The organism is Polyangium mundeleinium (assembly GCF_028369105.1).
GTDB classification, from domain to species: Bacteria; Myxococcota_A; Polyangia; order Polyangiales; family Polyangiaceae; genus Polyangium; species Polyangium mundeleinium.
Genome location: NZ_JAQNDO010000001.1, coordinates 7,855,249 through 7,881,498, shown reverse-complemented (window position 1 = coordinate 7,881,498; position 26,250 = coordinate 7,855,249). Strand labels below are relative to the sequence as shown.

At 70.2% G+C, this 26,250-nt stretch carries 19 protein-coding genes and 1 tRNA gene; 15 read left to right on the top strand and 5 right to left on the bottom strand.

From position 1 onward, the window contains the following. Positions 1 to 34 precede the first annotated feature (34 nt). The 8 genes from POL67_RS31355 to POL67_RS31320 all read left to right on the top strand — a co-directional run bounded on the left by POL67_RS31355 (position 35) and on the right by POL67_RS31320 (position 9,393). Positions 35 to 107: transfer RNA gene (locus POL67_RS31355), tRNA-Phe, on the top strand. Positions 108 to 310: 203 nt separating this feature from the next. Further along, complete coding sequence (locus POL67_RS31350) at positions 311 to 1,741, top strand: carboxypeptidase-like regulatory domain-containing protein (RefSeq protein WP_271923801.1); 1,431 nt, start codon at positions 311 to 313, stop codon at positions 1,739 to 1,741. 40 nt (positions 1,742 to 1,781) lie between these two features. After that, positions 1,782 to 2,936, top strand: coding sequence for an SUMF1/EgtB/PvdO family nonheme iron enzyme (locus POL67_RS31345; RefSeq protein WP_271923799.1), 1,155 nt, complete (start codon positions 1,782 to 1,784; stop codon positions 2,934 to 2,936). Between the two features lie 91 nt (positions 2,937 to 3,027). Continuing rightward, complete coding sequence (locus POL67_RS31340; RefSeq protein WP_271923797.1) at positions 3,028 to 4,635, top strand: serine/threonine protein kinase; 1,608 nt, start codon at positions 3,028 to 3,030, stop codon at positions 4,633 to 4,635. After that, the gene (locus POL67_RS31335; RefSeq protein ID WP_271923795.1) at positions 4,635 to 5,420 is read left to right on the top strand and encodes a tetratricopeptide repeat protein; all 786 of its coding nucleotides are present in this window, start codon (positions 4,635 to 4,637) and stop codon (positions 5,418 to 5,420) included. Before POL67_RS31340 ends, POL67_RS31335 begins: the two co-directional genes overlap by 1 nt. Positions 5,421 to 5,440: 20 nt before the next feature. Next, positions 5,441 to 6,130 (top strand): hypothetical protein, encoded by a 690-nt coding sequence (locus POL67_RS31330; protein ID WP_271923793.1) that lies wholly within the window; start codon positions 5,441 to 5,443, stop codon positions 6,128 to 6,130. 412 nt (positions 6,131 to 6,542) lie between these two features. Then, positions 6,543 to 8,006: a hypothetical protein gene (locus POL67_RS31325; RefSeq protein WP_271923792.1), complete on the top strand. Its 1,464-nt coding sequence runs from the start codon at positions 6,543 to 6,545 to the stop codon at positions 8,004 to 8,006. 7 nt (positions 8,007 to 8,013) lie between these two features. Further along, the gene (locus tag POL67_RS31320) at positions 8,014 to 9,393 is read left to right on the top strand and encodes a glycogen synthase (protein WP_271923790.1); all 1,380 of its coding nucleotides are present in this window, start codon (positions 8,014 to 8,016) and stop codon (positions 9,391 to 9,393) included. On the opposite strand, the gene POL67_RS31315 is transcribed toward POL67_RS31320, so the two are convergent. Both POL67_RS31315 and POL67_RS31310 read right to left on the bottom strand, forming a co-directional pair. Continuing rightward, positions 9,359 to 9,871, bottom strand: coding sequence for a hypothetical protein (locus tag POL67_RS31315; protein ID WP_271923788.1), 513 nt, complete (start codon positions 9,869 to 9,871; stop codon positions 9,359 to 9,361). The genes POL67_RS31320 and POL67_RS31315 overlap by 35 nt on opposite strands. 306 nt (positions 9,872 to 10,177) lie before the next feature. Then, a complete protein-coding gene (locus tag POL67_RS31310) occupies positions 10,178 to 10,780 on the bottom strand; it encodes an HAD family hydrolase (RefSeq protein ID WP_271923786.1) in 603 nt (200 codons plus the stop codon). A 662-nt stretch (positions 10,781 to 11,442) separates the two neighbouring features. Here POL67_RS31310 and POL67_RS31305 point away from each other — a divergent pair. The 4 genes from POL67_RS31305 (at position 11,443) to POL67_RS31290 (ending at position 15,212) form a co-directional block, all read left to right on the top strand. After that, entirely contained in the window at positions 11,443 to 11,964 is a 522-nt protein-coding gene (locus tag POL67_RS31305; RefSeq protein ID WP_271923784.1) for a MarR family winged helix-turn-helix transcriptional regulator, read from the top strand. Continuing rightward, positions 11,961 to 13,022, top strand: a complete 1,062-nt coding sequence (locus POL67_RS31300) for a phosphatidylglycerol lysyltransferase domain-containing protein (RefSeq protein WP_271923782.1) — start codon at positions 11,961 to 11,963, stop codon at positions 13,020 to 13,022. The genes POL67_RS31305 and POL67_RS31300 overlap by 4 nt, the downstream gene beginning before the upstream one ends. 109 nt (positions 13,023 to 13,131) lie before the next feature. Next, positions 13,132 to 13,725, top strand: coding sequence for an SRPBCC family protein (locus POL67_RS31295; RefSeq protein WP_271923780.1), 594 nt, complete (start codon positions 13,132 to 13,134; stop codon positions 13,723 to 13,725). A gap of 140 nt (positions 13,726 to 13,865) precedes the next feature. Continuing rightward, complete coding sequence (locus POL67_RS31290; RefSeq protein WP_271923778.1) at positions 13,866 to 15,212, top strand: PAS domain-containing protein; 1,347 nt, start codon at positions 13,866 to 13,868, stop codon at positions 15,210 to 15,212. 46 nt (positions 15,213 to 15,258) lie between these two features. Here the strand turns inward: POL67_RS31290 and POL67_RS31285 are convergent, their stop codons facing one another. The 3 genes from POL67_RS31285 to POL67_RS31275 form a co-directional block, all read right to left on the bottom strand. Continuing rightward, positions 15,259 to 16,734 (bottom strand): vWA domain-containing protein, encoded by a 1,476-nt coding sequence (locus tag POL67_RS31285; RefSeq protein WP_271923776.1) that lies wholly within the window; start codon positions 16,732 to 16,734, stop codon positions 15,259 to 15,261. 653 nt (positions 16,735 to 17,387) lie between these two features. Beyond that, positions 17,388 to 18,755, bottom strand: coding sequence for a sigma-54-dependent transcriptional regulator (locus tag POL67_RS31280; RefSeq protein WP_271923775.1), 1,368 nt, complete (start codon positions 18,753 to 18,755; stop codon positions 17,388 to 17,390). Beyond that, positions 18,748 to 20,313, bottom strand: a complete 1,566-nt coding sequence (locus POL67_RS31275; RefSeq protein WP_271923774.1) for a sensor histidine kinase — start codon at positions 20,311 to 20,313, stop codon at positions 18,748 to 18,750. The genes POL67_RS31280 and POL67_RS31275 overlap by 8 nt, the downstream gene beginning before the upstream one ends. A 247-nt stretch (positions 20,314 to 20,560) precedes the next feature. On the opposite strand from POL67_RS31275, the gene POL67_RS31270 reads away from it, so the two are divergent. Genes POL67_RS31270 through POL67_RS31260 form a run of 3 tightly spaced genes read left to right on the top strand, consistent with a single transcriptional unit; the run spans position 20,561 to position 26,222 of the window. Beyond that, on the top strand, positions 20,561 to 21,946 hold the full coding sequence (locus POL67_RS31270) for a TolC family protein (protein ID WP_271923773.1): 1,386 nt from the start codon (positions 20,561 to 20,563) through the stop codon (positions 21,944 to 21,946). Further along, the gene (locus tag POL67_RS31265) at positions 21,946 to 23,118 is read left to right on the top strand and encodes an efflux RND transporter periplasmic adaptor subunit (protein WP_271923772.1); all 1,173 of its coding nucleotides are present in this window, start codon (positions 21,946 to 21,948) and stop codon (positions 23,116 to 23,118) included. The genes POL67_RS31270 and POL67_RS31265 overlap by 1 nt, the downstream gene beginning before the upstream one ends. Then, on the top strand, positions 23,115 to 26,222 hold the full coding sequence (locus POL67_RS31260) for an efflux RND transporter permease subunit (protein ID WP_271923771.1): 3,108 nt from the start codon (positions 23,115 to 23,117) through the stop codon (positions 26,220 to 26,222). Before POL67_RS31265 ends, POL67_RS31260 begins: the two co-directional genes overlap by 4 nt. Positions 26,223 to 26,250: the final 28 nt, after the last annotated feature.

Genomic DNA, 26,250 nt, shown 5'->3' with positions numbered 1-26,250 from the left:
GTCCGCGGAGCTCGCAAGAGCAACCACGGACGACGCCCAGGTAGCTCAGTTGGTAGAGCAGCGGATTGAAAATCCGCGTGTGGTTGGTTCGATTCCGACCCTGGGCACTACGATTCATCGCCGGACGCTGCCTCCCCTTCGAGGCGGCGTCCTCCGAAGAACGCCTCTCCCGTCCCTCACGTGACGGCGATGCAGTGCTCTCGCGGCTGATGCACAATGCAGACGGCCGGGTGAGCTGCGATCGCTGCCTTGCTCGGTGCGCGCTCGGGTTCTTTGCTTGGCGCCGCGGCGCCGGGAGAGAGGCAGCAACATGAGAGGCAAACACGCGGTTTGCGTCGGGATCGGCGCGACCTTGGCGATCCTCGTCGGGCTTTCGGCGGGCGCTTGTGGCGGGGGTGGCAGCTCCACGCCCACTGGCTCGGGCGGATCGGCGGGCACGGCCCAGGGCGGCATGGGCGGCATGGGCCAGGGCGGCACGGGTGCCGACGGCGTCGGCGGCATCTTCACGGGCGGCGGGCCGCCTTGTTCGAACCTCGAATGCCAGCAGGTCAACTGCGCCGGCGGCGCCAAGACCACGGTGACCGGCAAGGTCTACGATCCGGCCGGCAAAACCCCGCTCTACAACGTCACCGTCTACATCCCGAACGAGGAGCTGAAGCCGCTCCCCGCAGGCGCGAGCTGCGATCAATGCGGCTCCGTGCTCTCCGGTGACCCGGTGGTCACTGCGCTCACGGACACCCAGGGCAGGTTCGTCCTGGAGGACGTCCCTGTCGGCAAGGACATCCCGCTCGTGATCCAGGTCGGCAAGTGGCGCCGGCAGATCATCCTGCCCGAGGTCACCGAGTGCGTCGACAACGCGCTCACCGACGCCAACGTCACGCGCCTGCCGCGCAACCAGTCCGAGGGAGATATCCCGCACATCGCGCTCACCACCGGCGGCGCTGATCCGCTCGAGTGCCTCCTGCGCAAGATCGGCATCGACGACGCCGAGTTCACGCCTGCGGACGGCAATGGCCGTGTCCAGCTCTTCTCGGGCCCCGGCGGCTCGAACAAGTACGCCGCGTCGCTCAACAACGGCGCCTCGTTCGCCGCCGCGACCACGCTTTGGGCCAACGTCGACAGCCTCAAGAAGTACGACGTCATCCTCATGGCCTGCGAGGCCGCTCAGAACGGCTCGCAGAAGCCCGCGGCCGCGCGTCAGGCCATGTTCGATTACGCCTCCCAGGGCGGGCGCATCTTCGCCTCGCACTGGCACAACTACTGGCTCGAACAGGGCCCCGATCCCTTCCCGGACACGGCCGTCTTCAACCACCAGCCCGACCTCGCGAACCCCTTCACCGCGAAGATCGACGACTCCTTCCCCAAGGGCGCCGCGCTCCGCGACTGGCTCGTCAACGTCAACGCCTCGACCACCGCTGGCCAGCTCGTCATCAAGGAAGGACAGCACACGGTCGACGAGGTCAATCCGGCCATCTCGCGCCGCTGGATTTACGGAGAAAACCCGGGCTCGGTCCAGTACCTCACGTTCAACACGCCGATCGGCGTGGCCGAGGAGAACCAGTGCGGCCGCGTCGTCTTCAGCGACATTCACGTCTCCTCGGGCGACGAGATCGGCGCTGCGTTCCCGAACGGGTGCAAGACGACGGATCTCTCGCCGCAGGAGAAGGCGCTGCTCTTCATGCTCTTCGACCTCTCGGCTTGCATCCAGCCCGACGACGAGCCGCCCGTCCCGCCGAAATGAGGCTGGCGCCCGATCCCCGCTCGACTATGGGAGGGCGGGTATGCGGATCGTCTCGTCCCTCCCTTCGATCGTCGCGGCCCTCGTCTTCGTCGCCGCGTGTTCCGCCGCCGCTCCCGAGCCCGTGATGGGCGGCTCTCCGCCGCCGCCCCCGCCTCCTGCGCCGCCCCCTGCGGCCGCCATCCCCACCGAAAAGCCCGCGGACGCGGCGCCCGCAGACACGACCCCGAAGACCGCCGAGCCCGCGCCGGCGACGAGCGCCATGGCCACGCCTGCGCCCACGCCCGTGGCTTCGCCCGAGCCTTCGGCGTGCCCGCCCGACATGAAGCTCGTCGAGGGCGAGTACTGCACCGAGGTCGAGCACAAGTGCAAGAAGAGCTGGTTCGACAAATCGAACAAGAAGACCGTGTGCGAGGAGTTCGAGCCGACGAGCAAATGCGTCGGCAAGAAGGTGAAGAAGCGCTACTGCGTCGACACCTATGAATGGCCGAACCAGAAGGGCGTGCGGCCCGAGGTCATGAATCGCTTCCACCAGGCGCAGATCAAGTGCGCCTCCGTGGGCAAGCGCATGTGCACCGAGTCCGAGTGGAACTTCGCCTGCGAAGGCCCCGAGATGAAGCCGTTCCCGCACGGCTACGTGCGCGACGCGGCCAAGTGCAACGGCGACCACCTCTGGGACGATCCCAACATGAAGAAGGTCGCCGCGCGGGACGGAGACGAGCTCGCGCGCCTTTGGAAGGGCGTCCCGAGCGGCTCGCAGGCGAATTGCATCAGCGATTTCGGCGTCGCCGACATGCCGGCCAACACCGACGAGGTCGTCGCGAGCGAGCAACCCAAGGGCTCGCGGCATGCGCTCTACGACAGCGTCCACACCGGCGGCCCCTGGTACAAGGGCGTCCGCAACCAGTGCCGCCCCAAGGTCTACACACACGACGAGGATTTTTATTATTATTTCTTGAGCTTCCGCTGCTGCGCCGAGGCCGACGGCAAACCCACCGACGCTCGTACGCCGTGGCAGATCCGGGACAAGTGGACCGTCCAGAAGGTCGAGAAGCGGGCCGGGTTCACCATCGCCGAGATGCAGAAGAAGCTCGACCAGAAGAAGCAGGGACAGTGCACCTGCGCCGCGCACGACATCCTCTGCAAAACCATGTGCGGCACGTTGCTCGGCCCCGGCGCCGTCGACGCAAAACACTGACCGCCGGGTCAGCCGGATCGTCGAAAGACTGCCGATCTCGTAGCGCCGGGTGTTTGTGGCGAGAGCGGCAAAGGTGTACCCTCGGGATCCCATGTCGGAGTCCCAGGACGTCCCCGAGCGCCTCGGTCGCTACGAGATCGTAGAGCGACTCGCGTCCGGCGGCATGGGTGAGGTCTTCCTCGCGCGCTTCGTCGCGCCCGGCGGGTTCGTCAAACCCGTGGCGGTCAAGCGCATCCACCCGTTCCTCGCCGAGGACGAGACCTTCATCCTGATGCTGCACGACGAGGCCAACGTCGCTGCGGCCATCCGGCACCCGAACATCATTTCGACGATCGACGTCGGCTCCGAAGCGGGAAACCACTTCGTCGTCCTCGACTACGCGAACGGCGACCCGCTGCAGCGCATGCTGCGGGACATCCGCAAGAACCACGGCACGGCGTTCCCCGACTGGATGGTCGCGTGGATCGGCGCCGAGGTCGCCTCCGCGCTGCACGCCGCGCACGAGGCGAAGAACCTCGAAGGCGAGTCGCTGGAGATCATCCACCGCGACGTTTCGACCTCCAACGTGATCCTCTCGGACGCGGGGCACCCGATGCTCTTCGACTTCGGCGTCGCGAAGGCGAAGCAGCGCATGGTGCAGACCTCCCACGGCGAGCTGAAGGGAAAGCTCCCGTATATGGCCCCCGAGACGTTCCGCGGCGCGGCCGTCGATCGGACCGTCGACGTCTTCAGCCTCGGCGTGATGCTCTACGAGCTCTGCACGGGCAACTCGCCCTTCGCGCGGAATTCGGATCTCGAGACGATCATGGCGCTCCAGAGCGCAGTCGTGGAGCCGCCGAGCCAGGTGCGCGACGTGATCCACGCCTCGCTCGATCCCATCGTGATGCGCACGATGGCGCGCGAACGGGCCGAGCGATATCCGACGGCCCTCGCCGTGGAGAACGATCTCCGCGCCTGGGCGCGCGCCCGCGGCGCCCCGCACGATGCTGCCTCGGCCGCGGCGTGGATCGCCGAGACGTTCCCGGAGCGGTGCGCGTGGCGCAAGGCCCTGCTCGCGCGCGTCGCGAGCAATGCCCCGCGCGCGCAGATGAGCTCGGCGCCGCGCCTCAACACGCTGACGCCGGGCGTGTTCACGCCGCCGTCCCATCCCGCCGGGCAGCTCGCGACGCCGGCCCCGCCAAGCGCGCGGCTCGGGACGCTCACGCCCGGGCAGGCCCCGCAGATCCCCGGCCCGCAAGGGCACACCCCGGCGCCGAGCAGCTACGTGCCGTTCCCGATCGGCCCGGAGCAGAGCGGCACGACGAGCTCGTCGATCCCGGGCATCGCGCAGAGCGACCCGCACGCGCTCGGGCTCGGGACGGCGCGTCCGCGCGGCGCGTATTCGATGCTCCACGTCTTCCTCGCCGTGTTCGTCACGCTGCTCCTCGGCGGCGGCGCGTTCGTCCTCCTCCACGCGCGTGGCGGCGGCGACGACGCGCAGATCGCGGCCGCAGCGCCCGCGTCGGTCGTCGTCTTCGTGCCTGCGCCGTCGTCCTCGGTGATCCCCGCTGTGCTGCCCTCATCCTCGGCCGCGCCGGATCCGCTGGCCGCGTCGGCCAAGCCTTCGGCGAAGGCCGGCGCGACGGCCCCAAAGGCGGGCTCGACGTCCTCGCCCCCGCCGACGAAGAAGGGCGGACCTCTCGTCCGGAGCTACGACTGATGCCTCGTTCGCCGCTGCGATGGCTCGCCGTCGCCCCCGTCGTCGCATGTCTGCTCGTCGCGCCCGTCGCGCTCGGCGCGGGCCCTACCAAACCCACGCCCGAGCAGCGCGAAGCGCGCGCCCTCTTCGACCAGGGCCTCGCGCTCAGCGACGAGGGCAAATGGGCCGAGGCCCTCGAAGCCTTCCGCAAGTCCGACGACATCAGCCCCTCGACGAGCGTCCGCTTCAACATCGCCGCCTCGCTCCGCGCCCTCGGCCGGTACGTCGAGGCACGTGACATCCTCGACGGCGCCGTCGTCGACGCCGAGACGCGCAAGGCGCCCATCAAGCCCTCGCTCAAGACCGAGATCGACAAGCTGCGCGAAGAGGTCTCGGGCAAGATCGTCCGCATCGAGCTCCAGACGAGCCCCGCAAACGCGGACGTCACCGTCGACGGCGCGCCCATCAAGCTCGCCGCCGACGGCCGCGCCGAGCTCGACCCCGGCAAACACGTCTTCGTGATCGGCGCCAAGGGGCACGACACGACCACGGTCACGAAGACGCTCGCGCAGGGCGACACGGCCCTCACGCTCACCGCGCCGCGCTCCGCGACGACCGAGGCGCCCAAGCCCAAGGATCCGCCCTTCTACAAGCGGCCCTGGTTCTGGGGCACCGTCGGAGCCGTCGTGGTCGGCGCGGCCGTGGCGACCACGATCGTCGTCGTCACGAGCCCCGAGACGCCCGCCGCGGCCTTGCCCCCGACGAGCACCGTCGACCGCGTCTTCCCCGCCATCGTGAGGTTCTGATGCCCGACGCCGCTCGCGACATGCCCCGTTCTCGCCGGCGCGCGGCCCTCGCCCTCGCCGTGGGCGCATCCCTCCTGGCGACGACCGGCATCCTCGTCTCGGCGTGTGGATCGGACGACGCCGGGAACCCGAGTTACCTGCTCGTCGAGCTCGTCCCCGTGGAGACCCCCGCGAAGCCCGGCGCCGCGCGCATCGTCGTCACGAAGGGCAGCACCGAGGTCGCCGCGCTCTGCGTGAACCTCACGGGCGACACCCCGGCGAGCTTCGTCCTCAAGCGCGACGCGGAAAACCCAGCCTCCGAGCGCATCAACATCGAGGTCCTCTCCTTCGCAACCCTGAAGGGCCAGGAGAACGCGGGGCCGGGCAAGGAGTTCGCTTGCCCCTCGCCCCTGCCGCCCATCCTCGGCGACATCCAAACCATCGACACGGACTTCTGCGAAGCCGCGACGCGCAAGCTCGTCTTCCACGTCGGCTCCGTATGCGGATGCGACGACGCAGACGCAGGCCCCAGCGACGACGCAGGCGACGACGCAGGCGATGACGCAGGCGATGACGCTGGCGACGGTGGGGACGTCGACGCGGGCCCGTCCTCGTGCGGATGCGGCGCCGGCTTCTCCTGTGGCGCGGGCCTCTCCACCACAGGCCAGGTGTGCGGCGCTTCGACGTGCTGCGGCACGAGGCTGTCCTCAGCCTGCGCGCTCGGGAGCTGAGCTGAGCTGAGCCGTCGCGCCGGGGCGCTGCCCCGGACCCCGCGGGGGCTGTCCGCCCCTCGACCCGGACCAGGCACGGCCTGGACCGAGGGTGGAAGAACTGCGCTCCGCGCAGTTCTTCCAACGGGCCGGTGGCAAGACCATGGAGGTGGGTTCCAAGCCGGCGACGCGCACGCTGCCGGGTGAACCTGCGGCGCTGCGGTTGCTGTTGGCAGGGTCGTTTGCGGTCTTGCCACCGGCTGTTCGATGAACTGCGCATCGCGCAGTTCATCGACCCCGGGTCCAGCCCCTGGCTGGTCCGGGTGCAGGGGCGGATAGCCCCTGCTGGGGCCTGGGGCAAAGCCCCAGCTCCGCGCCCTATGACGAGCCCGTTCGGATTGCGAAAGCCCTGCGATTGGCGCGACGATGGGACATGTCCCGGCCGACTGCTCCTCTTGCGCTTCGTGGCGTTGTCGTCGCTGCGCTCGCCCTTTTCCTTGCCGTGTTCGGCTTGCAGTGCGGCAGCGACGTCGCGCCTTCGGCGACCACCGACGTCACGCTTGTGATGGGCGTCGGCACCGAATGTGCGGCGCGCCTTCGCTCCGTCACGGTGCAGGTGGAGACGGGGGATCGCATCGACCTCACGGAGACCATCCCTGTCGCGAGTGCTGCTGAGCTCCCGATTGCGCGCCGCATCTCGCTCTCGGATCCCGAGGGCACGAAGCACCGCGCGTCGGCCACGTTCGACCTTGCGCGGGATGACGACACTGTTTCCTCCGAGACGATGTTCACCGAGTTCCCTGCGGGCACGATGGGCGTCGTCCCGCTCAGCTTGCCGTGTGTTTGCATCGAACACCCTTGCCCGACGGGGTACGCCTGCGAGGAGAAGCCTCCGGGCAGCGGCACGCCTGCGTGCATCCCGCAGATCAACTGCGGCGACGGCGCGTGTGTGCCTGGCGAGTCGTGTGGCTCCTGCCTCGTGGATTGCCCGTGCAACTGCGGCGACGACGTCTGCGAAGGCACCGAGACGTGCGCGAACTGCCCCGGCGACTGCGGCGTCTGCTGCGGCAATGGCACGTGTGACACGGGCTTCGGCGAGAACTGCGCGAACTGCGACGACGACTGCGGCGCGTGTTGCTCGAACGGCAAGTGCGACACGAACTTCGGCGAGAACTGCTCGAACTGCTCCGCGGACTGCGGCGCCTGCTGCGGCGACGGCGCCTGCAACTTCGGCGAGAAGTGCTCCACCTGCTACGACGACTGCGATTGCTGTGGCAACGACGTCTGCGAGGCCGCCGAGATCCTCTGCGGCGCGTGCGTCGAGGACTGCGGCGCGTGCCCGGCTTGCGGGGACGGCGTCTGCCAGAACTTCGAGAACCACGCCAAGTGCCCGACCGATTGCCCCGTCGCCTGTGGCAACGGCACCTGCTCGGCGGGCGAGACGAAGTCGAACTGCCCCAAGGACTGCGGCGAGCTCTGCGGCAACAAGTCCTGCGGCACCGGCGAGACCTGCCAGAGCTGCGCGGCGGACTGCGGCGCTTGCTGCGGCGACGGCGTCTGCAACTTCGGCGAGACCTGCCTGACCTGCGCGCAGGACTGCACCGGCGCGTGCTGCGGCAACGGCTCCTGCGAGACCGGCGAGACGTGCATGGGCTGCGTCGCGGACTGCGGGCCCAAGTGCGGCGACGGCATCTGCCACTGCAGCGAGACCGTCACCTGCGGGGCGGACTGCGTCGGCTTCTGCGGCGACGGCGTCTGCCAGCCCTTCGAGACCTGCCTGGACTGCCTCCAGGATTGTGGCGCCTGCACCGGCACGTGCGGCGACGGCACCTGCACCGCGAAGAGCGAGAACCAGTGCACCTGCCCCGCGGACTGCGGCGGCAAGTGCCCGCCCTGAGCTGCCCTTGAAGCTCCTCCACGTCGCGGCCGAGCTCGCGCCCCTCGTCCGCTTCGGCGGCATCGCGGACGGCGTCGCCGGGCTCGCCCGCGCCCTCGCGCGCCTCGGGCACGACGTCACCGTCGTGATCCCCGCGCCCCCAGGCAGGCCCCTCGAACCGGAGATCCCGATCGCGCCCGGCGTCCGCGCCCGTGTCGTCGTGCTCCCCGACCTCCCCGCGCACCTCGGCCCCTACGGCCGCGAGGGCGACGGCGAGCACGAGACCGCGCGCCGCTTCGCCCTCTTCGCGCGCGCGGCCGCCGCGATGGCCGAGGGCTTCGACGTCGTCCACGTGCACGACTGGCCCGGCGCAGCCGTCCCGTACCTGCTCCGCGAGGCCCGAGGTCCGCGCCCGCGCACCGTGCTCACGATCCACAACCTCGCCTTCCAGGGCGTCTTCCCGAAGGAGACGCTTGTGTCCCTCGGCCTCGGCCCCTCGCACTTCCACCCGGACGCGCTCGAGTTCCACGGCCGCGTGAACCTGCTCAAGGCCGGCCTCCTCGCCGCCGACGCCATCACCACGGTCTCCCCCACGTACGCGCGCGAGATCCTCGATCCTGCACACGGCGAGCTGCTCGACGGCGTCCTCCGCGCGCGCGCCCAACGCGACGGCCGCGGCATCCTCGGCATCACGAACGGCATCGACCTCGACGCCTGGGATCCCGCGCGCGACCCGGCCCTCGCCGCGCCCTTCGGCCCCGACGACCTCGCAGGCAAGGCACTCTGCAAGCGCGCCTTCCTCGCAGAGACCGGGCTCGACATGGACACGGCGCGCCCGCTCGTGGCCTCGCTCGGCCGCGTCGTGCCGCAAAAAGGCGCAGACCTCGTGGCCGCAGCGATCCCCGACCTCTGCCGCGCCGGCGCGACCATCGTCATGGCCGGCGCCGGCGACGCCCCCCTCGAACGAGCCCTCGCCGTCGCAGCCGCCGCGCACCCCGCCCACGCGCGTTTCCTCGGCGCCATCCCGGACCCGATCGCGCGCCGCCTGCTCGCAGCCGCCGACGTCTTGATCATGCCCTCCCGCTTCGAGCCCTGCGGCGTCGTGCAGTTCGAGGCCCAGCGCTACGGCGTGCTGCCCGTCGCACGTCGCACAGGCGGTCTCGCAGACACGATCCTCGACGAAGCCATGCACCCAGGCCGCGGCACAGGCGTCCTCTTCGACACACCAAGCGCCGACGCCCTCGTCCTCGCGGTCCGCCGCGCCCTCGCGCACCTCAGCGGCCCCGAGGCCACGTCGCTCCGTCGTCGCGTCCTACACGCCGCGCCGGGCTGGGCTCGCCCGGCGAGCCTCTACGCGCACCTCTACGGTCGTCTCAATGCGTCGGGAACGGCGCCGTGTACCGCATGAAGCGTCGCAAGTAAGGCGTGTCGAACTGGACCTTCGTGATCCGCTCGGCAGGGATCATCGTCGGCGACTCATCCCAGCGTCCAAGCGCATCGACGTAATGCAAGAGGATGTTCTCCTCGCCGACCTCGAGCAGCCGGCCCAGGTAGAAGTCCCCGTCCTCGTCGCCCTCATCCTCGCACTCGATGATGACGTCCGCGTGGTGCCCCTGGACCGATCGAAGCGCCGAAGAAAAACCGCGCAAGTCGACCTCGAACGGAAGACGCAGCCCCCCGAGCAGTCCCTCGCTCGCAAGCATGCGATCCCAGTGCTCCTCATGAGCACCACGCTCATGCGCAAGCACGTCCTCCAAGCGGAAGAGCGTGTACCCATCCGGCTCGAAGTCATCAAAGCAGTGGATGAGCCCAAGCTCCGGCCCAAGCCCGAGGAGGTACCCATGCAGCGACGGCTCGCCCGACAAACGGCGCTCGAGCCGAATCATCTTCCCCGTCCCAACATGCTCGACCAGCGACGCGTACATGGCTCTCCGCACAAAAAACCAGCAGAACGCCGCCAGCATAGAAGCAGGGGCAGAAGGCCGGCAAGCTTCCACGGTTTCATCGGGGGCGTCGCGCCGGGGCTCTGCCCCGGTCCCCGCGGGGGCTGTTCGCCCCTCGACCCGAACCAGGCACGGCCTGGACCGAGGGTGGAAGAACTGCGCGATGCGCAGTTCTTCCAACGGGCCGGTGGCAAGACCAGGGAGGTGGGGTTCAAGCGGGCGACGTGCGCGCTGCCGGTGAAACCCCGGCTAGCCTGCGACAAGCCCTCGCTGCGCGAGTTCTTCGCGGAGCTGGTTGGCGCTGTTGAACACGATCGCCTGCATGCCGATGGCGCGGGCGCCTTCGCAGTTTTTGGCGCGGTCGTCGATGAAGAGGGCTTGTGCGGGCTCTTCGCCGAGGCGCTTGCAGGGGACGAGGTAGGCCGCGGGGTCGGGTTTGCGCGCGCCGGTTTCGTAGGAGAGGAAGGCGCCGTCGAGCAGCTCGTCGAGGTCGCAGCGCTCGGCGATCCAGCGGTACCAGGGCGGGTAGTTCGAGAGGGCGTAGAGACGCACGCCGGGCGCGGTTTGGCGCAGGTCTTGGAGCAGGTCGCGGATGCCGGGCAGGAGGTGGTAGCTCTCGCGTACGACTTTGCAGAAGCCTTCGGCGTCGAAGGAGCGGCCGGGCAGGAAGCGGGCGAGGAAGGTGGGCTCGTCGATACGCCCGAGTTCGAAGTCGACCCAGGCTGTGGGGTGCTTGCGCTGGAGCAGCTCGGGCAGGCTCATCCCGAGGAACGAAGGCATGACGTCGTGGAAGGGGTCGCGGACGAGGGTGTCCATGACGTCGAAGAAGATGAGCTGCGGCCTTGGGGACACGGCGGGAGGATGGCAGCGGGGGGCGGGGCGGGGAAGGGGAGGCGCCGAAGAGGGGTCCGGGCGTCTGGAGAAAGGCTTGGAGCGGGAGCGAAGCGGGGTCCCGGCGTCTGGAGGAACGCTTGGCGTGGGAGCAACGACAGGTCCGAGCGTCTGGAGAAAGGCTTGGAGCGGGAGCGAAGCGGGGTCCCGGCGTCTGGAGGAGCGGTTGGAGCGGGAGCAACAACAGGTCCGAGCGTCCGGAGGAGCGGTTGGAGGGGGAGCGAAGCGAGGTCCCGGCGTCTGGAGAAAGGCTTGGAGCGGGAGCGAAGCGAGGTCCCGGCGTCTGGAGGAGCGGTTGGAGGGGGAGCGAAGCGAGGTCCCGGCGTCTGGAGGCGTGCTTGGAGGGGGAGCGATCGCAATGCCGGGTGATCGGAACGGCCTTTGGAGCGCCTCGCGACCTTCCTGCTGCCTTTTCAACTGGCAACCTGGTCCCTGGTCTTGCCACCGGCCCGTTGGAAGAACTGCGCATCGCGCAGTTCTTCCCCCTCGGTCCAGGCCGTGCCTGGTCCGGGTCGAGGGGCGGACAGCCCCCGCGGGGACCGGGGCAGCGCCCCGGCGCGGCGCCTTCGGGACAGACACCGTTGCGGGAGGGTCCGTCCGGCTCTACGCTGTTCAGCAAAAGCATGGGCTCCCATGGATCGGATCCGGCCTCCGCCGGGAACCCCGAGGTGACTGCGGCGCTCGACGCCCTCCGCCACGTTGTGCGGGCGCTTCGGCTCTCGTCGACGGCCGTGGAAAAGGCGCACGGCGTGAGCGGGGCGCAGCTCTTCGTCCTCGGCGAGCTCGCGAGCGGCAAGCGTTTCTCCATCGCCGAGCTCGCGGCCCGCACCTCCACCGACCCGAGCTCCGTCTCCGTCGTGGTCGCGCGCCTCGTCCAGCGTGGCCTCGCCGCGCGCCACGTCTCGCCGGACGACGCGCGCCGCGCCGAGGTCGTCATCACCCCCGCCGGCAGCACCCTGCTCCGCGAGACCCCACCGCCTGTCCAGCTCAAGCTCATCGCCGCGCTCACCGCCCTGCCCGCGGACGAGCTCGCGGCGCTCACGCGGGGCCTCGCGCACATGGCCACCGCCATGGGCGCGCCCGAGGAGCCCGCGCCCATGTTCTTCGAACCGGAGCCAGCCCGCCCGCGCCGGCGGAAGGCATGATCCCCGGCGTCGATCCCCCGGCGCCGCCCCTCCCGCGCGCCCCCACGCCGTCCACGCTCGCCGAGGCCGTGTTTTGCTTCGGCCGCGAGACGGTGGCGTTCCAGTCCCTCGCGCCCGGGATGCGCGCATGGAGCGACGGCGCGGGGGCCTGGGTCGCCTTCGCGGACACGGGCCAGGCGTGGCTCGCGGTCGGCTCGCCGCTTTGCGTGCCCGAGCAGACGGGGCGCGTCGCGCGCGCATTCGTGCAGGCGGCGCGCAGGGCGGGGCGACGCGCCGGGTTCTGCGCGGTCGAGGAGTTTCCGCGTGACGGCTTCTTCGAGCGATTGCCCCTCGGCCGGCAGCCGGTTTGGGATCCGCTGCAATGGGATCGGGTGCTCGCCGGGCGCAGGAGTTTGCGCGAGCAGATCCGCCGCGCGCGCGCCAAGGGCGTGCGGGCGCGTGTCGCCCGGGTGGAGGAGCTCGGGGGCGCGCTCGGCGCGGCCATCGAGGCGCTCTCGGCGCGCTGGCTCGCGGGGAGGAGGGGCGGCCCCTTGGGGTTTTTGCTCTCGGTGGACCTCTTTTTCAGGCCCTCCGAGCGGCTTTACGTCGTCGCCGAGCGGGGCGAGCGTCTGGTCGCCGTGCTCGTGGCGGTGCCGGTGCCCGGCCGGGGCGGCTGGTTTTTCGAGGACATTCTCCGCGCGGACGACGCGCCGAACGGGACGGTCGAGCTCCTCGTGGACGCGGCGATGCGGGGGCTCGCGGGCGCTTCGTGCAGGCGGGTCACGATGGGCCTCGTCCCGCTCGCGGGGCCCTTGCCGCAGGGATTGCAGATCCTGCGGCGCCTCGGGCACGACATCTACGATTTCGAGGGCCTGCGCGCATTCCGCGCCCGCTTCGCGCCGGACGCATGGGAGCCGGTCTGGTTCGTCCGTCCGCGTGGCACGAGTGAAATCGTTGCGTTGTGGGACGTGGCGTCGGCGCTCACCGGCGGCCATCCCCTTCGTTTCGCGCTGCGGGCGTGGGCCGAGGGGAGGCGACGCCGGCTTCGCCGCGGGGGGAGCGGAGCGTCGGTCGGCTGACGCGTCGTTTTACCGGGACGAACCTGCGCGGCATCGGCGTGGGCGTTTCCATTCTTGACGCGTCTACCCTCCCTCTGTAGGACGGTTTGTCCGACAGAGGGAGGTTTCATTGAAAAAGGTCGCCATTCGCGTGGGGCTCGGTCTCGCGGCCGTGATCGTCGTGTTCTTGATCGTGGTCGCGACGCGCCCGTCCGCGTATCAGGTCGAGCGCCACGCCACCATCGCGGCGCCGGTGGACCTCGTGTTCAACCGGGTCAAGGACTTTCGGACGTGGGAGGCCTGGTCGCCCTGGGCGAAGCTCGATCCCAACATGAAGACGACGTTCGGCGGCACGCAAGGCGAGGTCGGCGCCGTCTACGAATGGGAAGGAAACGACGACGTCGGCGCGGGCCGGATGACGATCGCCGCCATCAAGCCGAACGAGCGCCTGGACATCAAGCTCGAATTCCTGAAGCCGTTCGCGTCCAAGACCGACAATGGATTCAAGGTCGAGGCGGCAGGGAACGACACGAAGATCACCTGGTTCATGAGCGGCGAGAACGACTTCATCGGGAAGATGTTTTGCCTGTTCATGGACATGGACGCGATGATCGGGAAGGACTTCGAGAATGGCCTCGGCAACCTCAAAAAGGTCGCCGAAGAGGCCGCCAAGGCGCAGAAGCCCGCCGAGGCCGGAACCGTGAACGCCGCCGCGCCGAAGTGACCCGCGCTCCGAAGGCGGAAAACCGCGGCGCAGGCACGCTTCTGGCACCCCCGTCACGTTGACGATCCAGGAAATCGGCTGCTATCGTCAAAGGCTTATGTGCCCACGACGATCCATCCCGGGGCACGAGGAAAGATGTCATGTCGCACCCTGGGTTGGAAGAGGAATGCGCGGCGCTCCGCGCGCAGGTCGCCGAGCTTTCGGCGCGCCTCGCCGCGACAGCACCGGCCGGGGACGGCCCGCCGCGTGAGGAGCGCGCGCCCGACCCGGAGGGCGAGCTCGCGGTCCTCCGGGCGGCGTTTCGAGATCTCGCCGACGCCGTCATCATCTCCGACCACGAGGGCAGGCTCGTCCACTGCAATGACGCGGCGACGAAGATGCTCGGGGCAGGCTTGGCCCACCTCCAGCCCGCGGATTGGGCGGACACCTATCACGTCTTTCTCCCGGACGGCGTGACCCCGTTCCCGTCGAGCGAGTTTCCCCTGCAACGAGCCCTCCGAGGCGAGATCACGGAAGGCGTGGGGATGCTCGCGCGGAGCGAGGCGCTGCCGGAGGGCGTATCCCTGTCGGTGTCCGGCCGGCCCATTCGTGACAAGGACGGCGAGCTCCTGGGCGCCGTGGTCGTGTTCGGCGACGTCGGCGTGCGGAAACGATACGAGGCCGAGCGGGAGCGTCGGCGAAATGCCGACGCACAACGCATCGCCGCGGAAAAGGACAGGCTCCGGCTCGCGCGGATCCTCCAGGGGTTCCTCGACAACCTGGACGTGGTCGTCTGGGCCATCGACGACAAAGGAATCTGCACCTTCCACGACGGCCGCGGCGTGGAATCGGCGGGCCTCACGCGGGGACAACTCGTCGGGCAGAATTTCTTCGAGATCTATTCCGGTGACCACCTGCAACGCGCGCTCGCAGGCAACCACGTTCATGTCATCGACGATGGGGAAGGGGTCATCTGGGAGCACTGGATGGTCCCCGTCGCCGAGGAAGACAAGCGCATCTCGGGCGTGATCGGCATGAGCGTGAACGTGACCGAGCCCCACAAGGCCAAGCTGGAGCTGGAGGGGAAGCTCGCCCTGATCCAGCGGCAGCAGGAGGTGATCCTCAATCTGGAGACGCCGATCATCCAGGTATGGGATCACGTGCTCACGCTGCCCATGGTGGGCGTCGTCGATAGCCGCCGCGCCGCGCGGGTGACGGACGACCTGCTCGCCGCCGTCGCCCGCACACAATCGCGCTTCGCGATCCTCGACCTGACAGGCGTCGAAGTCGTCGACACGGCGACCGCCGCGCACATGCTGAACATCCTCAGCGCCGTGCGGCTCCTCGGCGCAGAAGGAATCATCACCGGAATCCGGCCGACCGTGGCGCAAACGATGATTTCCCTCGGCCTCGATTTGTCGCGCGTGCGCACGCTGGCGACGTTGCGCGATGGCCTCGGCTTTGCGATCCGGCAGCTCGGGTCGAAAGGGGCGAGGTCTCCGTCGTAGACCCTCGAGCGCCGTCACGCGGGACGCCACCGGCACGCAGGATCCATCAGCTCCCGAACGAGTTCACGACGACCGACGTCGTGTCCACGGCCGGGCCGTGGCCCTGGTCGTGCGGGACCCCGACGTTCGTGGTGCCGGTGCACGTGTCGCCGTTCTCGTCGCGGACGGTGAACGAGATCCGATAGACGCGGCCGTCACCGCCCCCGCTGCGCTCGGCCCGCACCTTCACCCGGTCCCGGACGGCGTTGCTCACCCAGGCGGCATCGGGCGTGGTGTCGCCGTCCCCGGTGCCGTTGAGCGCCTCGTCCTGCGTCACCCCGGTGATCGTCAGGGTGGTCGCGTCCCCGTCGGGGTCGGTGGCGCCGCTCAGCACGACGGTGACGAACTTGTGGTTCGGCGACCACAGCTCACTCGGGCCGGCCCTGACGCCCGTGCACACCGGTGGCTGGTTGAGGATCGGCTGGATCGTATTCGTCTCGACGAACGCCGCGCCGGCCGACAGGCCATTGAGGAGGAAGTCCACGGTGCACGTCAGGGCGGCGGGGTGGGTCACGCCCGCGTCGAGCGTCAGCGTCTCGGCAAACGTGACGGTGGTGCCGCTGAGCACCGTCTCCTCCGCGGGGTCGAACGTCGCGGTCAAGCCACTGTCACAGGTCGCCGTGGGTGTCACGGTCACCGGCAGGCTGGCCAGACCGGCCAGGATGGCGTCCGCCACATCTTCCGGCGCGACGTCCTTGAACACGAGCCCGCCGGTGGCATTCGCGATGCGGGTGGCCTGTCCCGGGCTGCCGCCGGGGCTGCCGCAGACTTCGTAGTCGGACGAGCTGGCGACGGGGTCGCCATCAAGGCCGTCGGGGACACCGGTCGTGCTGGACACGGCAATGACCTGGATGTTGGCGGCCTGCAGCTCCGCAATCACGGAGGCCTCGGTGACGGTCGCCTCGCCGGAGATCGCCGAGCACACGGGGTCGTGTCCGGGAGCGTCGCCAAACCAGACGACGATCCCGCTCGAATCGGGCCGGAAGCCGGCCTCGGTCACCAGCTTGTGCAGGGCGAACAGGTTCGCCTCCGGGAAGTCGCCGCCGCCAGACGCGGTCCACGCCCCGATGGCCGCCAGCGCGGCGGCGCCATTGTCGTCCGTCGACGGGATGGCGGCGTCATTGCGATAGGCGAAGCCGCCGCCGGTCGGGAAGTCCCGGTACTGGCCGGCGCCGTAGCGCGGGTCATTGGCGGTGGCATCGACCGCGGCCAGGATGGTCTCGGCATTGGCGATGACGTTTTCGAGCACCGGGGTCATGCTCCCGGTGGTGTCGGCCAGGAAGTAGATGTCCGGCTTGGGAAGGATCTCCGGCGTGGTGACGGTCTTCGTAATGGTGACGTGCTCCCCAGGCTCGAGCGACGCGGAGAACGTGGACGGCGTCACGCCGTCCGCGGCCCGTGCGGGGACGGCCGAGGCGGGGACGACCGCCACGGCGGCGCCGGCCGTCACGACCCAACGCGGGATGGCTCGAACAATCGACATGATGGTCCTTTCAATGCATATGCCAAAATAGGGATGGGCTCTACGACGCGCCGGCACGGGCGAACAACCGCGAATCGACCGGGGCAAGCGGTGCGGCTGGGCGGCTGTTCGAGGTACCGCGCGCCTATGCTTCGCCGACTCCGATGCCCGCATCCGAGCCTTCGGTTTCACGTGTTTGCGGCACAAGCGGGACATTCGCCGAATCCTTGGCGAGCCCCTCCCGTCCGCGAGCGCTCGCGCTCGATGGCTTCCGCGACAAGAGGGAAGAAGCGGAGAAAGCGGCTGCTCGTCCAGGCGTCGCGCCGGGGCTCTGCCCCGGACCCCGCGGGGGCTGTCCGCCCCTCGACCCGGACCAGGCACGGCCTGGACCGAAGGGGGAAGAACTGCGCGGTGCGCAGTTCTTCCCATGGGCCGGTGGCAAGACCCTGGAGGTGGGTCTCAACCTGGCGACGCCAACGTTGCCAGTTGAACCGGCAGCGCTGCGGCCTTGATTGGCAGGATCGTTCGCGGTCTTGCCAGCGGCTGTTCGATGAACTGCGCACCGCGCAGTTCATCGACCCCGAGTCCAGCGCTTGCGCTGGTCCGGGTCCAGGGGCGGACAGCCCCGGTGGGGCCTGGGGCAAAGCCCCAGCTCCGCGCCTTCAGCATGCGGCTCAATCCGACGCGTCGTCGGCGAGGTATTTGGCGAGCGTTTTGACGTCGATGCCCAGACGATCGGCTGTGCGTGATTTGTTGCTGCCGAGCTCGGCGAGGGCCCAGCGGGCGTAACGTTGCTGCACTTCGCGCAGGGGCAGCACGGGGCCGACGAAATGGGGGCCTTGTGCTTCTCCTGGGGCTGCTTGCGGCAACGCTGCGTCGGCGAATTGCGCCTCGGGCCCGTGGCCGAGCAATACGAGACGCTCCATGGCGTGCGCGAGCTCGCGTACGTTGCCGGGCCAGGGATACGCGAGCATGGCGAGCATGCACTCGCGTGAGAGACGCTCGACGTGGGAGGTGGGGTGGCGTGCGCGTGCTTTGGCGAGCAGCTCGGCGGCGAGCTCGGGGAGATCTTCGCGACGCTCGCGCAGGGGGGGCACGTTGACGGGGACGACGTCGAGCCGGTAGAGCAGATCCTCTCGAAAGAGCCCCTCGGCGACGCGGCGGCGCAGGTCGCGGTGTGTGGCCGTGACGATTCGCACGTCGATGGGCGCCTCCTTGGTTGCGCCGACGGGGCGGACGACGCGCCGTTCGAGCACGTCGAGCAGCTTTGCTTGCAGGGAGGGCGCCATTTCGCCGATCTCGTCGAGGAACATGGTGCCGCCTTCGGCTTCGGCGAAAAGACCGAGGCGGCGCGTGGTTGCACCGGTGAATGCGCCCTTGGCGTGGCCGAATAGCTCGCTTTCGAGCAGCGGCTCGGGCAGGGCGGCGCAATTGACCGTGATGAAGGGGCCCCGCGCGCGGCCGCTCTCGGCGTGCAGATATCGGGCGAGCAGACCTTTCCCCGCGCCCGTGGGGCCCATGAGCAGCACGGGCGCGTCGCTCGGCGCCACCCGGGCGAGCACGTCGAGCGCGGCGCGCATTGCGGGGCTCCGCGCGATGATGCCTGCCTTCGTCGCCTCGTCGCGCAGCGACTTTCGGAGCGTGCGGGCCTCGCGCCGGATGCGCGACTCGTCGAGGGCGCGGTTCAGATACACGACGAGCTCGTCGAGCTTGAAGGGTTTCGTCAGGTAATGGTAGGCGCCGCGCCGGATCGATTCGATGGCGGTCTCCAGGGCGCCATAGGCGGTCATCACGAGCACCGGCAGATCCGGCACGGCGCGGCGCGCGGCGGTCAAGAGCTCGATGCCGTCCATTCCGGGCATGCGCAGGTCCGTCACGAGCGCGTCGACCGGCTCTGCCTCGATGCGCGCGAGGGCTTGCTTGCCCGTGGCCACGGCGAATGCCGAAACACCGTGCTCGGCGAGGCCGTCGGCGAGCATCTCGGCCATTTCGAGCTTGTCGTCCACGATGACGACGTGCGGGGCGTGGGATCGATCAGGCATCGGGGCCCTCCTCGCCTTGGGCGGGGATGTGAATGCGCGCGCGGGTGCCGCCGCCCTCGTGGGGTTCGAGCACGAGCGCGCCGCGGTGGATGTTCACGATCTCGTGGACGATCGCGAGGCCGAGGCCCGAGCCTCGGGGCTTCGTCGTGAAAAAGGGCTCGGTCGCGCGGGCGATGTCCTCGGGCCGGATGCCGGCGCCGCGGTCCTCGACGACGAAATCGACGCCCGCCTCCGCGCCGCGCACCGAGAGCGCGACCTGCATCCCGGGGCCGCTCGCCTCGCAGGCATTGAGCAGGAGGTTCACGACCGCGTGTTCGAGCAGGCGCAGGTCTCCCGCGAGCGTGGGCAAATCGTCGTCCACGAGCGTCACGAGCGCGACCCGCGCGGCGACGAACCGATGCTCCACGAGGCGCAGGGCACCACGCGCGACGTCGCCCGGGTCGACGGGGCGCAGCGAGGGGGAGCCGCCGCGGGCGAGGTCGAGAAAGCCCCGCACGACCTGGGTGATGCGATCGGCCTGCTCGCCGATGGTGCGCACCGCGCGCGCCGCCTTCGGATCCTCGCCGACGCGGGCCGCGAGTTGCTCGGCGCGGCCGACGATGACCCCGAGCGGCGTGGAGATCTCGTGCGCGATTCCCATCGCCAGCGTGCCTGTCGTGGCCGCGCGGCTCGCCCGTGCGAGCTGCTCGTCGCTCTCGCGGACCAGCGCGGCGAGGGCGAGCTGCTTTTCGAGCTCGAGCTCGCGCCGCTGCCGCCGCAAGGCCGTCGCGCCGAATGCGACGATGAGCGCGCACGGCACGAGCACGCCGATGAGCAGGCGGCTGCGGGCCCGCTCCCAGCGGTCTCGCTCCTGCGACGCGCTCGCCACGACCGCGGTCGTCCACCGGCCGAGCGTCCCTGTGTCGGTGGCGTCCACGGCGGCCACGGCCCTTCGGTCCGGCAGCCCGAGCGCGACCGCGTCGGCCCGCTCGATCCGCGTCGTGTCGTGGCCCTCGTTCGCCGCGCGCGTGAGCGGATCACTCTGGATCTGCCGCCCGTCGGCCGCTTGCCACAGCTCCTCGTCGGGCGGCCGGACGAGGACCACGAGCTCGTCCGGGCGCTCGATCCGCGCCGAGGGGCCCATGACCCACGCGACGGGCACCGTCAGCTCGACGGTGCGCCCTTCGGTCGAGGGCACGCGTACCGACATCGTCCGCGGCGGGTGGAGGCTCGGCGCGCTCTCCGACGCGGAGCGGATCTCGATGCTCGGGTAGGCCTTTCGCATCCCCTCCGAGGGCCCGTGGCCGGCCGAGACGTCGTCCGCCACGAGGAGGGCATCCCGCCGCACCGCCGCGAGCCGCGCCGCGAGCTCGTCCGAGAGCAGGAGCGCGAGCATCTGCTGCTGCTGCGTGAGGGCCACGAGCGCGCCTTCGTACTCGCGTTGCTCGTCGAGCAGCGCGAGCGTCGTGATCACGAGGACCCCGAGCGCCGCCGTCCAGACGAGCCAGCCGCGCCCGATCGACCGCGTGATCTGCGCAGGGAGCGTCCGAAGGGGAAGGGGAGGCGAGGAGGAGCGCATGGCGAGGGCGTGTTCCCGCGGCGGATCTGCCTGCAGCGCGCATGCCACCGCGGAGCGAGGCTCCATCCTGCGCGGGGCCGGGAGCCCGTGCAGGGAAAAATTCCCTGACCGATGGGGAAATTTTCCCGTCCCGGGGCCAGGGTCGAACCCCGGATCTCCAGCGATTCGGCGCGCCGGACCCGTTGGCATCGTTGGTGCTCCTACGGCTGGCATGCTTCACGAGGATCGCGCCGTACGGTGGCGGTGGATGGCTCTGCTTTCGCTCGGCCTGCTGCTCGTGCCGCGTGCCTCGTCCGCGCAGGAGGCCGCCGTCGCCGTCGCCGAGGCGCCGGGCGTGCGGGCGTTTTCGCTGCGCGAGGCGATCACGTTTGCCGAGAAGCGGAATCCGGATCTCCTCGTGGTGCGGGCGCGTGTGCAGGCGGCGCGCGCCGCGGCGCTCGTGCCCCGGGCGCAGTGGCTTCCTTCCGTCGGCGCGACAGCGCAGATCATCGGCTCGACGGTCAACAACTCCACGGCGACCATCCTCTCGAACCCTCGCGTCGACCTGCCGCGGATCGGCGCGACCCGCATCTCGCCCGAGCCGGACTTCACGCCCTACGCCTCGACCCTCGTGGCGGTCGGCGTGCGGCAGGAGATCTTCGATTTTGGCCGGATCGCCGCGCAGACCGCGGCCCTCGACGCCCAGGCCGAGCTCGAACGGCAGCGCGCCGAGGGCGCGAAGCTCGACGTGGCCTTGCAGGTCACCGAGGCGTACTGGGCCGTGCGCGCGGCGAAATCGGTCGCTCGAGCCGCCGACGAAGCCGCGGGCAGGGCCGCGGCGCATCGGGACGCGGCGCGCGCGGGCGTCGGCGCGGGCCTTCGAACGCCGGTCGAGCTCGCCCGCGCCGAGGCCGAGGTCGCGCGGTTCGAGGTCGCGAAGGTGCGGGCCCAGGGCTCGCTCGCCGCCGCGCAGGCCGTGTTCGCGGCCGTCGTGGGCGTGCCCGACGCGGCGCTCGACGCGGGCGACGAGGCGAGCGAGGAGGAGGCGCTCGGATCCCTCGACGAGCTGCTCGAACGCGCGCGGAGAGGCAGCGCCGAGATGCACGAGGCCAGGGCGCGGGTCGACCTCGCGAAGGCCGAGACACGCGCGGCCGCGGCGATGATGCGCCCGGACCTCTTCCTGACCGCCGCGATCTCGGGGCGCGCGGGCGGCGCGCCGCCGTCGAATGGGTCGACCGTGGGCGGGCACGGCTTCGCGCCGCTCGTGCCGAACTGGGACGTGGGCGTGGTGCTGAGCGTCCCGATCTACGATCCGGTGCTCGTGGCCCGGCGCGACGCGCTGCGCGAGGTCGAGGACGTGCGCGAGGCGGAGCTCCAGGCGACACGCGTGATGCAGGAGGCGGCCGTGCGGCAGGCCCACCTCGGCCTCGTGGCCGCGCGCCAGGCGCTCGGGGCCCTCGAGCGCGCGGCGGCTGCGGCACGGGCGAACCACGAGCAGGCCGAGGCGCGGTTCAAGGCCGGCCTCGGGACGATGCTGGAGCTCGTCGACGCCGAGGCGTTGCGGGTCGAGGCCGAGGTCGAGCGGGCGGTTGGTGGTTTTGCCGTGGCGAGGGCGCGGGCTGCGCTCCAGCGGGCCGTGGCGGAGGTGCGCTGATGAAGCGGATGGATCGGCGGTTGATCGGGGCGCTCGGCGCGACGCTGCTCGTGGCGCTCGGCGGAGGCGCGGCGCTGCTCGTCCGGGCGAAGGCGTCGAACGTGACGCCACTCTCGGCGCAGCCGAAGGGCGCGACCGTGGTGCCGGCGCGCGAGGCCACGTACCGGCCCACGCGGCGCTTCGTGGGCACGCTCGCGCCGTGGCAGGAGGCGAACGTCGGCCCGCAGCTCGTCGCGGCCTATGTCGAGACGGTGCTCGTGCGGCCGGGGGACGTCGTCAAGCGCGGGCAGGTGCTCGCGACGCTCGATTGCCGGAGCGCGTCCACGGAGAGCCAGAGCGTCGCCATGCAGGCCCGCGCGCTCGATCAGCGGCAGCGGGCCATCGCGAGCGAGGCGGCGCGCGTGCAAGGCCTCGTCGACGACGGATTCGTCTCCAAGAACGAGGCCGAGCAAAAGATCGCGCAGAGCGCCGCGGCCGAGGCGCAGCTCCGGGCGCTCCGGGCCGAGCTCGCGGGCAAGGCGCTCGAAGTGAACGATTGCGTGCTCAAGGCGCCGTTCGACGGCGAAATCACCCGGCGCAACCTCGATCCCGGCACCTTCGTCCGGCCCGGGACGGCGCTCGTCTCGATGGTCGATCGCGCCATCGTCCGCGTCACGGCCGACGTCCCCGAGGTCGATTTCCAGGCGGTCACGCCGGGCGCCGAGGTCAAGCTCCGCTTGCTCGCGACGGGGAAAGAAATGGCGGCGCGTGTCGCGCGGCGCTCCCCGGCGGCGGATCCGGTGACCCGTACGTTGCACGTCGAAATCGACGTACCCGACCCGGAGCGCACGTTGCCCGTGGGGACCACGGCCGAGGTCTTCACCGAGGTCGGCGCGCCCGCGCCCGCCATCGAGCTGCCGCTGCGCGCGGCGACGGTGCGCGGATCCAAGGCGACCGTGGTCATCGTCGAAGGAGACATCGCGCGAAAGGCCACGGTGCGTGTCCTCGGCGAGACCGGAAAGAGCCTCTTCGTCGAGCCCTCGATCTTGCCCGGCTCCCTCCTCGTGGTCGAAGGCCGGGCGCAGATCCGCAATGGCGACGTGGTGCGCGCGAAGGTCGAAGGCTCTGCCGCGCCCGTGCCGTCCCTCGTGCCCGTTTCCGCGCCGGCGCCCTCGGGAGGCGCGGTCCGATGACCCGCGTCGCGCTCCGAAATCCGCTGGCGGTGCTCGTCCTCAGCATTGCATTGATGGTCTTCTCCGCGGTCGTCACGCCGCGGATGGCCGTCGACACCTTCCCCGAGCTCACGCCGCCCGTGCTCATCGTCGGCACGCTCGCCTCGGGGCTCGGGCCCAAGGACGTCGAAAAGACGATCACCTGGCGCCTTGAAAAGTTCATCGCGGCCACGCCCGGCGTCGACCACATCAAGAGCGAGTCCCGAAACAGCCTCAGCATCATTTACGTGTGGCTCAAATGGGGGACGGACCTCAACGCCGCGCAATCGCTGGTGCAGCAGCAGGTCGCGTTCGCGATGTCGTCCGTCCCGAAGACGCTCGGCGTCTTGCCGCCGTTCGTTTTGCAATACGATCCCTCGAACGCCCCGCTCATCCAGATCGCCGTCCACGGGGGCGGGCTCACCGGGCCGCAGCTTTATGATTTTGCGGTCAACACCGTCGAGCCCATCATCGAAGGCATCCCGGGCGTGGCCAGCGCCTCGCCGAACGGCGGCCGCGAGCGTCAGATCAACGTCGTCGTCGACCCCGTGCGCGCCGAGGCGCGCGGCGTGACCTCGGGCGAGATCGCCGCCGCGGTGGACAAGGCCAACGCGCTCCTGCCCTCAGGCCGCTTCATGGGCGCGGGCTTCGAGGCGAATGTCTATACGAACGCGGTCGCGCCGCGTGTCTCGGACATCGGCGAGGCCGTCGTGAAGATCGTGGGCGGCCACCCGGTGCTCGTGCGCGACGTGGCCACGGTCGAGGACGGCGGCACGCTCCCCACGCAGTTCGTCTCCGTCGATGGAAAACCGGCCGTCTACCTCAACGTGCTGCGGATCCCCGGCGGGAACACGGTGCAGATCGTCGAATCGATCCGCGAGGCGCTCGCGCACCTGCCGGAGCTCCCGCCCGGGATGGTCGTGCAGCCCATCTTCGATCAATCGACGTTCGTCGAGGGCGCGATGAAGGGGCTCGGGCGCGAGATCGTGCAGGCGCTTTTCCTCATCGCGGGCGTCATCCTGATCTTCCTCCAGAGCGGGCGCTCGGTGCTCATCGCGGCCATCTCCGTGCCGCTCAGCTTCGCGGTCATCCTGCTCGTGCTCTACGCGACCGGCCAATCCCTCAATGCCTTCACGCTGGGCGGGCTGACGCTCGCCATGGGGCCGCTCGTCGACATCTCGGTCGTCGTGCTCGAATCCATTCACCGCAGGCGGCTCGCCGGTGAGGACGACGCGACGGCCGCGCTCCGGGGCGCGAACCTCGTCGCCGGGCCCGCGCTCGCCGCGTCGCTCTGCACGATCGCGGTGCTCCTGCCGGTCGTCCTCTTGACCGGGCTCGCGAAGAAGCTCTTTTCCCCGCTCGCGCTCACCGTCGCCTCGGCGATGGTCGCCGGATACTTCGTGAGCATGCTGGTGACGCCCGTCGCCTGCCGTTACCTGCTCGGCCACGGCGAACCGGGGAAACTCGCGCGTGGGCTCGAACGGGCCGTCGAGAGGCTCGCGGGGGCGTATGCGGCGGCGCTCCGGGCGGCGCTCGAACACCGGGGCGCGGTCGTTCTCGCGGCCGTCGTGCTCGTCGTGGCCAGCGCCTACGGCGCCACTCGCCTTCCGAGCGCGTTTTTCCCGGAGATCGACGAATCGATGGAGCGCGTCTACGTGCGCCTCGCGCCCGGGACCTCGCTCGAAGAGTCGACGCGCATTTTCCAGGAGATCGGGCAGGCGCTCCGCGAGGAATTGCCCAAGGACGAGGTCGAGCTCGTGCTCATGAACGTCGGGGCCCCGAGCAAGGCCCGCGCGAAGATGAACAGCCCGAACGCCGGCCCGCACATGGGGTTTCTCCGTGTCGCGCTCGTGCCGCCCGAAAAGCGCTCGCATTCGCAGCGCGAGATCGCCGACAAGATGCGCGGCATCCTCGCGCGTCGTTTTCCCGGCGTGGAGTTCTTGCAGGCGCCCGGCGGGCTCGTGGCCAGCGTCTTCTCGAATGGATACATGGCCCCGCTCGTCGTCGAGGTGCGCGGCGACAACCTCGAAGAGCTCGACGCCCAGGCCCGCGCCGTCTCCGAGGTCGCGCGGACCGTGCCGGGCGTGCGCGACATCTACACCACGCTCGACCTCGAGTACCCGGAGCTCCGCCTCGCCACCGACCGGCAGGAAGCCGGCCTCGTCGGCGTGACCGCGCGCGCCGCGGCGCAGACGACGCTCGAAGCGACGCTCGGCAACATCAATGCGCCCTCGGTCTGGGTCGACGGCTCGAATGGCCAGTCGTATTACGTGGTCACCGCGTACGATCGCGGGATCGTGAGCGAGGCCGACCGGCTCCGCGAGATCCCGATCCGCGCGACGGCCTCGGGCGCCGTCACCCTCGGCAGTTATGGCACGATCGAGCGATCCGCGGGGCCCATCTCCATCGAGCGCAACCACCTCCAGCGCGTCGCGCACGTCCTCATGCAGACCGAGGGGCGGGATCTCGGCAGCGCCGCCGCCGACCTCGAAGCGCGGCTCCGGCAGGATCCTCGCACCCGCGACGTGCATTTCGCCATGGCCGGGCAGGTCGAGCTCATGCGCACGACGTTCGGCGGCCTCGGGGTCGCGCTCGGCCTCGCCGTCATGGTCGTCTTCATGATCATGACCATTCAATTCAAATCGCTTCGCCTGCCGCTGGTCATGTTGTTCACCATCCCCGTGTGCCTCGTCGGCATCGTCGCGGCGCTCCTCGGCGCGCGCGAGGGGTTTTCCATTCCCGCGCTGATGGGGATCCTGATGGTCATCGGCATTGCCGTCTCGAACGGCATCTTGCTCGTCGACCACGCGAACCGCGCGTTCCAGGAAGGGAAAGACGTCCTTGAAGCGGCCGTCGAGGCCGGGCGCGCGCGCTTCAGCCCGATCGCCATGACGAGCCTCGCCACCATCATCAGCTTGCTCCCGACGGCGCTCGGCCTCGAACACGGGACGGAGTCGAACCGCCCCCTCGCCCTCGCCGTCACCGGCGGCCTTGCTTCGTCCACCTTCCTGTCGCTCTTCCTCGTGCCTTCGATGTTCGTGTTTCTCGCCAAGCGAAGGACCGAGGACGTGCTGCCCGTCGAATGAACGGAAGGCCCCTACCAGAGCCACCGCG